At 62.5% G+C, this 11,852-nt stretch carries 10 protein-coding genes; 3 read left to right on the top strand and 7 right to left on the bottom strand.

Annotation, left to right across the window (positions count from 1 at the left end):
• Window positions 1–90: 90 nt before the first annotated feature.
• From XW59_RS16170 to XW59_RS16200, 7 genes are all read right to left on the bottom strand, one after another.
• On the bottom strand, window positions 91–1,479 hold the full coding sequence (locus tag XW59_RS16170) for an FGGY-family carbohydrate kinase (protein ID WP_047146626.1): 1,389 nt from the start codon (window positions 1,477–1,479) through the stop codon (window positions 91–93).
• A gap of 11 nt (window positions 1,480–1,490) precedes the next feature.
• On the bottom strand, window positions 1,491–1,808 hold the full coding sequence (gene rhaM / locus XW59_RS16175; RefSeq protein ID WP_047146625.1) for an L-rhamnose mutarotase: 318 nt from the start codon (window positions 1,806–1,808) through the stop codon (window positions 1,491–1,493).
• The gene (locus XW59_RS16180; RefSeq protein ID WP_047146624.1) at window positions 1,808–2,815 is read right to left on the bottom strand and encodes an ABC transporter permease; all 1,008 of its coding nucleotides are present in this window, start codon (window positions 2,813–2,815) and stop codon (window positions 1,808–1,810) included. The genes rhaM and XW59_RS16180 overlap by 1 nt, the downstream gene beginning before the upstream one ends.
• Window positions 2,812–3,801: an ABC transporter permease gene (locus XW59_RS16185; RefSeq protein WP_047146623.1), complete on the bottom strand. Its 990-nt coding sequence runs from the start codon at window positions 3,799–3,801 to the stop codon at window positions 2,812–2,814. The genes XW59_RS16180 and XW59_RS16185 overlap by 4 nt, the downstream gene beginning before the upstream one ends.
• A gap of 151 nt (window positions 3,802–3,952) precedes the next feature.
• Entirely contained in the window at window positions 3,953–5,467 is a 1,515-nt protein-coding gene (locus XW59_RS16190) for a sugar ABC transporter ATP-binding protein (protein ID WP_246666115.1), read from the bottom strand.
• A gap of 95 nt (window positions 5,468–5,562) precedes the next feature.
• The gene (gene rhaS / locus XW59_RS16195; RefSeq protein ID WP_047146682.1) at window positions 5,563–6,561 is read right to left on the bottom strand and encodes a rhamnose ABC transporter substrate-binding protein; all 999 of its coding nucleotides are present in this window, start codon (window positions 6,559–6,561) and stop codon (window positions 5,563–5,565) included.
• A gap of 44 nt (window positions 6,562–6,605) precedes the next feature.
• Window positions 6,606–7,415: a DeoR/GlpR family DNA-binding transcription regulator gene (locus XW59_RS16200; RefSeq protein ID WP_047146622.1), complete on the bottom strand. Its 810-nt coding sequence runs from the start codon at window positions 7,413–7,415 to the stop codon at window positions 6,606–6,608.
• Window positions 7,416–7,597: 182 nt separating this feature from the next.
• Between XW59_RS16200 and XW59_RS16205 the strand changes: the two genes are divergently transcribed.
• The 3 genes from XW59_RS16205 to XW59_RS16215 all read left to right on the top strand — a co-directional run bounded on the left by XW59_RS16205 (window position 7,598) and on the right by XW59_RS16215 (window position 11,774).
• Entirely contained in the window at window positions 7,598–9,700 is a 2,103-nt protein-coding gene (locus XW59_RS16205; protein ID WP_047146621.1) for a bifunctional rhamnulose-1-phosphate aldolase/short-chain dehydrogenase, read from the top strand.
• Window positions 9,701–9,735: 35 nt separating this feature from the next.
• Complete coding sequence (rhaI, locus tag XW59_RS16210; RefSeq protein ID WP_047146620.1) at window positions 9,736–11,028, top strand: L-rhamnose catabolism isomerase; 1,293 nt, start codon at window positions 9,736–9,738, stop codon at window positions 11,026–11,028.
• A gap of 164 nt (window positions 11,029–11,192) precedes the next feature.
• Entirely contained in the window at window positions 11,193–11,774 is a 582-nt protein-coding gene (locus tag XW59_RS16215) for a TetR/AcrR family transcriptional regulator (protein WP_047146619.1), read from the top strand.
• Window positions 11,775–11,852: the final 78 nt, after the last annotated feature.

Raw genomic sequence — 11,852 nt, forward strand, 5'->3', positions numbered from 1 at the left:
CCCCTCGGTAAGGAAGCAGGGATTTTACGCGCAGCCGTTGCCGCCAATCTCTGCGGAAGGCGAAAGCTCAAGCGGGTTTCGCCGTGTCTGTCACGCGCTGCGAAGGGGATGCAGTGTGCGTTCGTGGGTTGCGGCGTTCCAAATGGCCGCATATTCGATCCAGGATGCTTGGGCGGCAGTGGAGCGCTCCCCAAGGGGTACTAGGCTTTTTGTCGGTTCCGTCGCCAGCAGGGCCGCTCCGATGCTCGCACCCGTGGCCTGCGAAGATTGCGCGACGACCGGCCGTCTCGTCGCGGCGTTCAGCATGCGCAGGAACAGCGTATTGGAGGCTAAAGGCCCCTCGATGACGATGTCGCCGCGCGCTCCGATCAGTTCGAGGCAAGTCGCGGTCATCATCGCCAGATAGAAGGAGGCGGCAACGATGCGCTCTCCCGGCATGGCGGTCTCGACGGTCCAGCTTGCTTCGATGCTCGGAAACGGACCGCAACCCCTCAGCACCGATGGCAGGATCGCGACGCCGCGTGCCAGCACGGCCTCCACATCGCGCTCGCTCCATTCTTCGTCGAGACCGGCGGTGAGCATCTCATATTCCCGGCCGCCCATGAAACGCGCGGACGGTACCGGCGCCCCGAGCGCGCTGACGTTGACCAGCGTGTCGCGTTTGCAATCGAGCTGCACGTTCTCGCCACCCATCGCCATGGAGACAACCCATGTGCCGGTCGAGACGACTGAAAAGGGTTGCGGCCGCGTCAGGAGATGCGGCAGCAGGGAAGCGTTTGAATCGTGAATGCCGCAAAATACGGGTGTTTCGGGATCGAGCCCGGTCGTTGCGGCGAGCTGAGGCAGGATGGGTCCGAGCGCCGACCGTGCCGGGCGGATCGGCGCGAAACGGGCGCGCCAGCCCATGCGGTCGACCAGCGAGGAATAGTCGCTGCGCGCCGGCGCCCAAAGATCCGTATGGCAGCCGAGCGAGGTGACCTCGCTGGCCGCGACGCCGGTCAGGCGATGACCCCAATATTGAGGATAGGTGAGGATTGAGGACGTCTCGGAAAACGCTTCCGGAAAAGACCGTTCCAGCCAGAAGAGCTGCGCGCCGAGATTGAGGCCCTGCGGTAGCGGCGGCGATCCGGTCTCCTCGAAGTCCGCGCTGCGCGCCTCGTAGTCGCCGCGAAGCCGGTCCGGCCCGTCATGCTCGTAGTCGAGCACGGGAAGTGCCAGCGAGCCGTCGGAGCACAGCAGTGCGGCGGTCGCGCCGTGCGTGGTCGTGGAGATCGCATCGACCTTATGCTCGCGCGCGAAGCAGGCGAGGCCGTCGAGGATGAAGGTCCAGAGCCGTTCGACGTCGTGATGCGGGTAGGGGGCCTCGCTCACCGGCCGATTGGCGATCCTGCGGGCGTCGATCTCGGTCAGCGTTTCGAGATCGACGAGCACGACCTTGGCGTTCGTCTTGCCGATATCGATGACCGCGACCTTGCGCATTCCTGCCGCCGTCATCGCATGTGGAAGAGGGTTTCGAGCGGCATGGCGACCGGTTCGTTGTCGGCACCGGTTTCCATGATGTCCGCCATGTGCGCCCACCAGCGCTTTATGACCGGATCGTTCGGCAAATCGTCCATGCCGTGGCCGTCGGTGCGCCAGAGCACGCCGAAGAGTGTGTCGGTCTCGGCGTCGAGATGGATTGAATAGTCGGAAATCCCCGCTTGCCTGAGCAGGGCGACGAGTTCCGGCCAGATCTGGTCGTGGCGGCGCTTGTACTCCTCCCGCATGCCGGGATTGAGCTTCATCCTGAACGCGTATTTCTCCGGCATCAGGCGCCCTGCCTTTCCCTTAACCTGCGCCAAAGGATCGGCAGCGCGATGACCGTGATGAGAAGCAGGCCGATGAAGATCGACATGACGATCCCCGGCACATTGAGCAGGCCGAGCCCGAAGGTGACCAGCCCCATGATGATCGCCGCAAGGACGACGCCGGCGATTGAGCCGGAACCGCCGAGGATCGAGACGCCGCCAAGCACGACCATCGTGATGACTTCGAGCTCGTAGCCTTGGGCGATTGACGGCCGGGTCGAGCCCAGCCGGGAGGTAAGCAGCACGGAGGCGACGCCGGCCATCAGCCCGGTCAGGCAGAACAGGATGAACTTGATGCGCTCCACGCGCACGCCGGAGAAGGTGGCGGCGACCGGATTGTTGCCGATGGCGAAGACCATCCGGCCGAAGCTGGTGCGATGCAGCAGGAACCAGAACAGGAGCGCCATTATAACGAAGAGCACGATCTCGAACGAGATCACCCACCAGACATAACCCTGCCCGAAGAAGGCGAAGCTTGCCGGATATCCGCGGTAGGCCTGGTCACCCAGGATGATGTAGGCGATCCCGCGGAAGAGGCTCATCGTGCCGATGGTCACCACGATCGACGGGAGGCCTAGTTTCGTGACCAGCAGTCCGTTGAAGGCGCCGCAGGCAAGGCCCACGCCGAGCCCGATCAGCACCAGCCCGGGCGTGTCGACGCCCGCCTGCACCGCCATGCCCATGATGGTGGAGGAAAGCGCGATGATGGCGGCAACCGAAAGATCGATCTCGCCGGCGATGATCAAGAGCGCCATGGCGAGCGCGATCAGTCCTTTTTCGACGAAATTGAAGGTCAGATCCGAGAGCGACCAGGCATTTAGGAAATAGGGCGAGGCGAGGCTGTTGAGAGCGAAGATCGCGACCGCCACCAATATCAGCAGCGTTTCCCAACTGAAGAGCGCCGAGCGCAGGGGATTGTCCAGCCGATCGGGGATATGGCGATTGTGCGCAAGTTCCGTGGTGCTCATGCGGCCGCCGCTTTCTTCAGGATGATGCGGCCTTGCCGCCGCTCGCCGCGCGCGTTGAGGACGACGGCCAATATGATCGCGCCGCCCGAAATCGCCATCTGCCAGAAAGGCGAGACGTTCACGACGGGAAGCGCGCTGCCGATGATGCCGAGAAAGAGCGCGCCCAGCACCGCGCCGGCGACGCTGCCCAGGCCTCCGGCGATCGAAACGCCGCCGATGACGCAGGCGGCGATGATCGAAAGCTCGTAGCCGTTGGCGACCTCGGTGGAGGCGATCACGTAGCGCGAGACCCAAAGATAGCCGCAGAGGCCGGCGACCAGTCCTGAAATGCAGAAGGCGAGGAATTTGGTTCGCCCGACATCGATGCCGGCATAGACGGAGGCGGTCGGATTGACGCCGACGGCATAGACGGAGCGACCGAAGGGCGTTCGCGTCATGATTACATAGAAGAGCGCGATCGCGCAGATCGCGAACCAGGATAGAATCGGCAGCCCGAGAAAGGCGCTGCGCTGGAGCGCGATGAAGGCGGGACTCATCCTGTCGGCGTTCACCCATGCGCCGCCCGAGAGAACGAAGGTTGCGCCGCGGAACACGGTCAGCGTGCCGAGCGTCACGACGATCGGCGGAATGCCCAGCTTCCAGACCAGGATACCGTTGAAGGCGCCGAGCGCCGCGCCGACGAACATTGCCGTGAGAATGAGCACCGGAACGGGGATCGCCGGAAATGCCGCATTGGTCATTGCCACCAACATCCCGGTGAAGGCGAGGTTGGACGCCATCGAAAGATCGATTGAGCGGGTCAGGATCACCACCATCTGGCCGAGCGCCAGTATGATCAGGATCGAGGTATCGTTGAAAACGGTCAGGAGATTGCCGAGGCGGGCGAAGGCGGGAAAGCGCATCGCGATCAATCCGACAAGCAGCGCGATGGCGGCGGCGAGCCAGATCTCGCGGTGCTTCAGGATTCTGTTCGGCAGCGAATTCATTGTTCCCCCTTACCGGCTTGCCGCGCTTGCCACCTCTCCACACGGAAGAGGTGAGAGCCGACACCGCAGCCGGAATTTCTCTGCCCGCCGGGGAGGGCTGGCCGCCGCAGCGGCCGGGTATGGAGGTAATGAAACGCGCCGTTCATCGGTCTCATGCCGCAATCCCAGCCGCCAGCCGCACGAGCGTCTCGGCGTCGAGCCCCTTGTTCTCCCGGATGGAAACGATCCGTCCCTCGCGCATGACGACCACGCGGTCCGACATGCCGAGGATTTCCGGCAGTTCCGACGAAACCATGATCACGGAGAGCCCTTCGGCCACGAGTTCCGCCATGAAGCCGTGCACGGCGGCCTTGGAGCCGATGTCTATGCCCTTGGTCGGCTCGTCGAGAATGATCACCTTCGGCCTGGTCGCCAGCCATTTCGCGATCACGACCTTCTGCTGATTGCCGCCCGAAAGCGTGCCGACGTCCTGGCTGAGCGAGGAGGCGCGCAGGTCGAGCCGTTCGGTGTAGCGGCGTGCGAGCTGGAACTCGCTTGCAAGCTTCAGCACGCCGAATTCCGAGGTCCGTTTGAGTGAGGGCAGCGAAACGTTCTGGAAGATCGGCAGGCCGATGACGACGCCCTGCCGGCCGCGTTCTTCCGGCACATAGGCGATGCCGGCTGCCACCGTGTCGGCGGCCGATCTCGAAGCGATCGCCTTGCCGTCGAGCGAAATGGTGCCTTTGCTGGTGCGTGTCATGCCGGCGATTGCCTGCATCAGTTCGCTGCGTCCGGCACCGACCAGACCGTAGAAGCCCAGGATCTCGCCCTTGCGCAGTTCGAAGGAGATGTCGTCGAACTCGGTCGGATGCGACAGGGTGGAAACGGAGAGCAGGGGCGCGCCGATCGTCGGGTGCCGCTCGGGGAAGATGTGGTCGACGGCGCGGCCGACCATCATCTTGACGATCTCGTTTTGGCTGGTGCCTGCGAGCATGCCTTCGCCGACCATCTCGCCGTCGCGGAAGACGGTATAGCGGTCGGCGATGCGGTAGATCTCATCGAATTTGTGGCTGATGAACAGGATTGCCTTGTCTTGGCTCTTCAGGAATTCGATCAGCAGGAAGAGCTCCTCGATCTCCTTGGCGGAAAGGGCAGCCGTCGGTTCGTCCATGATGACGATACGCGCATCGATCGACATGGCGCGTCCGACGGCCACGAGATGCTTGTTGGCGATGCCGAGCTCGCGCAGGCGCGTATCGGGATCGATATGTGATGCGCCCATTGCTTCGAGCACCTCGCGGGCATCGCGCCGCATCCGTGACCAGTCGATGAGGCCGAAACGGGTGCGCGGCGCGTGGCCGAGAAATATGTTTTCCGCCACGCTCAAATCGTCGAACAGCACCGTTTCCTGATGGATCGCGCTGATGCCGTGCACGAAGGCGGAATGCGCGGCCGGCAGGCTCACGCCCTCGCCGTCGATCGCGATCTCGCCCTCGTCCGGCTGATAGATGCCGGTCATGATCTTGACCAGAGTCGACTTGCCGGCGCCGTTTTCGCCGATCAAGGCGGTGACTTGCCCGGGATAGAGGGAAAGCGCCACCTTGTTGAGCGCGCGTACGCCGGGAAAGCTCTTGCTGATGCCCGACAAGGAAAAGCGAGGCGAAGCCTGCCTGGTCTCTTCTGGCAATTGCTCTCTTCGGATGGTGGTGTGCATCATTTTCGGCTCTGCGATTGCCGGGCAGATAAGCCGGCGGCAGGGTGGGCGGCCGCCGGCAACCAGGGTCAGTAGATCTTGGAGAACTCTTCGATGTTCGACTTGTCGAACTGGAAGGGAGCAGCCATCGCGGCGGCATTGGTGTCGTCCAGCGTCACCTCGCCGACACGTCCGATCGAGAGCTTCGCGCCCGGTTCGGCCTTGGCTTTTTCCGTTGCAAGCGCATGCGACAGGTAGACCGCCGAATAGCCGAGGTCGATCGGGTTCCACAGCGCGACTGCCTGCGAGGCGCCGTTGTCGATGAACTGCTTGAACTCCGACGGCAAAGCGAGACCGGTGACGTTGATCTTGCCGATGAGGTTCTGATCGGTGACCACCTGCGCCGCGGCGACGACGCCCACCGTCGTCGGCGCGATGATCGCGTCGAGATCCGGATGGGAGGCGATCAGGCCGCGCGCCTCGTTGGTGCTTTTCACCGAATCGTCATCGCCATAGACGACCGTGACGAGATTGATCTTGGGGAACTTCTCCGGCAACGCCTTCTTGGCTGCCTCGATCCAGGCGTTCTGGTTGGTCGCCGTCGAGGAAGCCGACAGGATCGCCACATCGCCGCCGTCCGGCAGACGGTCGGCGGCGAGCTTGATGATCGTCTCGCCGATGAGGTCGGTGTCGGACGGGTTCAGATGGAGCTGGCGGCCTTCCGGCGCAACGCCGGAATCCCAGGAGATCACGGTGATGCCACGGTCCATCGCGCGCTTCAGCGCGGGCACGAGCGCGTCAGGATCGTTGGCGGAGATGGCGATCGCATCGACCTGCTGGGCGATCAGCGAATTGACGATCTCGATCTGGCCCTCGGCCGTCGCCGAGGTCGGACCGGTGTAGATTACCTCCACCCCGCCGATTTCAGACGCTGCCTCCTGTGCGCCCTTGTTCGCTGCGTCGAAAAAGCCGTTTCCGAGCGATTTGACGACGAGCGCGATCTTTACGTTGTCCTGGGCATATGCGGGTGCGGCGAAGATCGCGGCCGTGATCGCCGCTGCCGCGAACAGTTTCTTCAGTACAGACATCGAATTTCCTCCCGTGAATGCATCAATGATCAGCGCCGCCTTCCTCACGCCGGCAGCGAAGATTCCTCCGGTTTCGACTGGACGGCATCGACGACGATCAAGTTGATCCCCGCCGTTTCCAGCATCTTGGCCTCGCGGTCCTCAATGTCCTCGTCGGTGATGACGGTCGCAATGCGCGACAGCCCACACAGGATCAGGCTCGAGCGCTGCCGGAATTTCGACGAGTCGGCGAGAACGATCAGTTCGTCAGCCTGGTCGATCAGCTTCTGCTCGGCCTGGATCAACAGGGGATCTCCCTCCATCAGGCCGAGAGGGCCGAGCCCTTGCGCACCCATGAACATGCGTCGTGCGTAGAAATTGCGCGTCACGTCGTTCTCGAACGGCGAGAGGATGATGTTCTGCTCGCGGTAGATCGTGCCGCCGGACAGCATCACCGTATTCTTGGAATGCTTGAGCAGGTGCTCGGCGATCGGAAACGAATTGGTGAAGATCGGCATCCTGCGGTTGGTCAGGAAGTGCACCATCTGGAAGGTGGTTGTACCGCCGTTGATGATGATCGGCTCGCCATCGGCGCAAAGCGCGACCGCCGCGCGCGCTATCGCGCGCTTCTGCGCGGCGTGCATGGTCTCGTTGACGGAGAAGGGGCGGCCGGCAAGGCCGACGAATTGCGGCGGGGTGATCGCCTCGGCGCCGCCGCGCACGCGCCGCAGCCGCTTCTGCACGTGGAGTGCCGCGATGTCACGCCTGATCGTCGCCTCGGACGAAGAGGTGAGTTCGACCAATTCCTGCACGGTGGCGACAGGCTTTTCCTGTACGGCCGACAGAATGATCCGGTGACGTTCTTTTTCGTGCATGACTTCTCCCTGGCTGTCATTACGTCATCGCAAAAGCGCAGTGTCAATCATTTTCGATCATAATTTTTCGTTGTGCGGCGCAATATGATTGATGATGATCGTTTTTGATTGACATCCGTTCGTTCTCCGTGGAGATTCGACAAGGTCACGCGTCGCATTTTCGCGCACCGGGAGGTCCAATCATGCTCGAAACCAGTGCCGCCTCGCGTCTCGCCAATCTTTGGGACGATGCGAAGGCAACATCGATGAGCGAGCCCGAGCGCCTGCTCTATCGCTCCAACCTGCTGGGTTCGGACAAGCGGATCACCAATTATGGCGGCGGCAATACCTCGGCCAAGGTCATGGAGAAGGATCCGCTCACCGGCGAGGCGACAGAAGTGCTGTGGGTGAAGGGCTCCGGCGGCGACGTCGGCACCATCCGGCTCGACGGCTTCGCTACCCTCTACATGGACAAGCTTGCCGCGCTCAAGGGCCTCTATCGCGGCCTCGAGCACGAAGACGAGATGGTCGGCTATCTGCCGCACTGCACCTTCGATCTCAATCCGCGTGCCGCGTCGATCGATACGCCGCTGCACGCCTTCGTGTCGCACAAGCATGTCGACCACATGCATCCCGACGCGGTCATCGCGATTGCCGCCTCGAAGGACAGCAAGGCGCTCACCGCCGAGATTTTCGGCGGTGAGATCGGCTGGCTGCCTTGGAAGCGGCCGGGCTTCGAACTCGGCCTTTGGCTGGCGAGGTTTTGCAAGGAAAATCCGCAGGCGAAAGGCGTGGTGCTCGAAAGCCATGGTCTTTTCACTTGGGCGGATACCGCGCGCGAGTGCTACGAGACGACGATCCGTACCATCAATCGTGCGATCGAATGGTTCGATGAACAGACCCGCGGCAAGCCGGCCCTCGGCGGGGAGAAGCATGCGCCGCTCGCGGCCGAGGAACGCCATGCGATCGCCGCCCGGCTAATGCCGTCGATCCGCGGCATGATTTCCGATTCGGAACTCAAGGTCGGCCATTTCGACGATTCCGACGCGGTCCTGGAATTCGTCTGCTCGAAGGAGATGGAGGCGCTCGCCTCGCTCGGCACGAGCTGTCCCGATCATTTTCTGCGCACCAAGATAAGGCCACTCGTGGTCGATTTCGATCCGACCAGGCCGGATGCGGAGAAGACGCTGGCGGGTCTTCCCGCTGCCGTCGAGCGCTACCGCAACAGCTACGTCGCCTATTATGAGCGTTGCCGACATGCCGACAGTCCGGCGATGCGCGATCCCAACGCGGTCGTCTATCTGGTGCCGGGCGTCGGCATGATCACTTTTGCCAGGGACAAGGCGACGGCACGCATCTCCGCGGAGTTCTACGTCAACGCCATCAATGTGATGCGTGGCGCCTCTGCGGTTTCGACTTATGTCGGCCTGCCTGAGCAGGAGGCGTTCGACATCGAATACTGGCTGCTCGAGGAAGCCAAGCTCCAGCGTATGCCCAAGCGAAAGCCGTTGGCCGGCCGCGTGGCGTTGGTCACGGGCGGCGCCGGCGGCATCGGCCGGGCGACGGCGGAAAAGCTGCTTCGTGAAGGCGCCTGCGTGGTCCTGGCCGATATCGACGTGGAGTCGCTGCGCGCCGTCGACGCTGCCCTGACCTCGGACCACGGTCGCGATTTCGTCCGGCAGGTGGTGCTCGACGTGACTGATGAGCAGCGCGTTGCGAACGGCTTCGCCGAAGCCTGCGTCGAATTCGGCGGCCTGGACATTCTCGTTTCCAATGCCGGGCTTGCGTCCTCGGCGCCGATCGAGGAAACCACGCTCGCGTTGTGGAACCGCAACATGGATATCCTCGCAACCGGGTATTTTCTGGTCTCGCGCGAGGCCTTCAGGCTGTTTCGCCACCAGAAACTCGGCGGCAACGTCGTCTTCGTGGCCTCGAAGAACGGACTTGCGGCCTCGCCGAACGCATCGGCCTACTGTACGGCGAAGGCGGCGGAGATCCATCTCGCCCGCTGCCTGGCGCTCGAAGGCGCCGGCGAGCAGATCCGCGTCAACGTCGTTAATCCCGACGCCGTGCTGCGCGGCTCCAGGATATGGGCCGGCGAGTGGAAGGAGCAGCGCGCTGCCGCCTATAATATGTCCGTCGACGATCTGGAGGCGCATTATCGCGAACGCTCGATGCTGAAGCGTTCGGTATTTCCCGAAGATATCGCGGAGGCGATATATTTCTTCGCTTCCGACATGTCGGCGAAGTCGACCGGCAACATCGTCAACGTCGACGCCGGCAACGCTCAGGCGTTCACGCGGTAGATAGAAACGTCGTGGCAAACCGGGGAGGAAATGAGTTGGCCGAACATGTGATTGCATCGAATCTCGTCGAGCGTCACAACGCAGCGGAGAAAGCGTCCCTGCGCCGCGACTACGATGCGCTTGGCGAGCGGCTCTACAGGCGCGGTATCGCGATCGATGCCGTTCTCCAGAAGGTCGCCGCGTTCACCGTTGCCGTTCCCTCCTGGGGTGTCGGCACGGGCGGTACACGCTTCGCGCGCTTTCCCGGTGTGGGCGAGCCGCGCGATATCTTCGACAAGTTGCAGGACTGCGCCGTCATCAACGAGCTGACGCGGGCGACGCCGTCGGTTTCGTTGCACATTCCGTGGGACAAGGCCGACCCCGCCAGACTGAAGGAGACGGCGTATCGCTTCGGGCTGGGTTTCGACGCCATGAACTCCAACACATTCTCGGACGCACCCGGCCAGCCGCTTTCCTACAAGTTCGGCTCGCTCTCGCACACCGATCCGGCGACGCGCCGCCAGGCGGTCGAGCACAATCTCGAATGCATCGAGATCGGCAAGGCGATCGGGTCGAAGGCACTGACGGTGTGGATCGGCGACGGCTCGAACTTCCCCGGACAGTCAAATTTCACCAGGGCGTTCGAACGTTATCTATCGGCGATGAAGGATGTCTATGCGGCGCTGCCGACGGACTGGCGGCTCTTTACCGAGCACAAGATGTACGAGCCGGCCTTCTATTCCACCGTCGTGCAGGATTGGGGCACCAATTATCTGATCGCGCAGGAGTTGGGCCAGAAGGCATTTTGCCTCGTCGATCTGGGCCACCACGCGCCCAATGTGAACATCGAGATGATCGTCGCGCGGCTGATCCAGTTCGGCAAGCTGGGCGGTTTCCATTTCAACGATTCCAAATATGGCGATGACGATCTCGACGCGGGCGCGATCGATCCCTATCGCCTGTTCCTCGTCTTCAACGAACTGGTCGATGCCGGGCTCGACGGGGCGAAAGGGTTCTCGCCGGCGCATATGCTGGACCAGAGCCATAACGTCACCGATCCGATCGAGAGCCTGATGGTCTCGGCGATGGAGGTGCAGCGCGCCTATGCGCAGGCTCTCCTGGTGGATCGTGGTGCGCTGGAGGGCTTTCAGGCAACGAACGATGCGTTGATGGCGACGCAGACGTTGAAAGCCGCGTTTCGTACCGATGTCGAGCCAATCCTGGCCATGGCGCGCATGATGGCAGGTGGTGCGGTGGATCCCGTGGCGGCTTATCGCGCCAGTGGCTATCGTGCCAGGATGGCCGGCGAGCGGCCTGCCGTTTCCGCCGGCGGTGGTGGCATCGTCTAGCCCGAGCCAGCTCCCCCTATGCGAGCGACCCGCTGCTGACAGGGCGTGGCAGGAGGTGACAGTTCACGAACTTGTCATCCGCTTTCGGACGGTATTTAGCATTGACTTTGCTGCGCTGCAAAATTAATAACCAACTGTTCGGAAATTAATTAGCGTGAGCAAAAATGTCCCGCCCGCGGGTGATAAATCAGGACGAGATTCTTGACGCCGCCGAAGCCGTCGTGCTTCGCGACGGCGCCGCGAAGCTCACGCTCGATGCCGTGGCGCTCGAGGCCGGCATCAGCAAGGCGAGCGTAATCTACGATTACAAGACCAAGCAGGCCCTGATCAAAGCGGTGATCGAGCGGCGCGCTTCGGCTGAGCGCGACAGGCTCAAATTGATCATCGAAGCTCTCGGCTGCGTGCAGAATGCTTGTATTCTCGGGCATATCAAGGCGGCGGCTAGCGTCATTTCCGACGAGACGAGATCCGTCGGAGTCAATCTCTGCTCCGCCCTGTCGCAGGACACCGAACTGACGAGCGGATTCCAGGAGCTTTGCCGTCAGGACATTGAGACCATCCTCGAGACTTCCGAAAATCCGCGCAGCGCTCTCCTGGCTTTTCTCGCGGTGGAGGGGCTGAAGCTGCTCGAGTTCATCGGCGTTCATTCGTGGCCCGAGAATGAGCGCAACGAGATCCTGCGGGAGATCGAGATGCTTGCCAAAATGCCGTTGAAGCCTCCGTCGCGCGAAGGCCCCGACACTTAAAATCAACGACGCCGACAGCGCATTTTCTGCCGACGGCCACTGCCGGCGATCGAGACTTTGTCCCCCAAATTTACCTTT

The sequence above is a fragment of the Aquamicrobium sp. LC103 genome, assembly GCF_001014615.2.
In the GTDB taxonomy this organism is placed as follows: Bacteria; Pseudomonadota; Alphaproteobacteria; order Rhizobiales; family Rhizobiaceae; genus LBCQ02.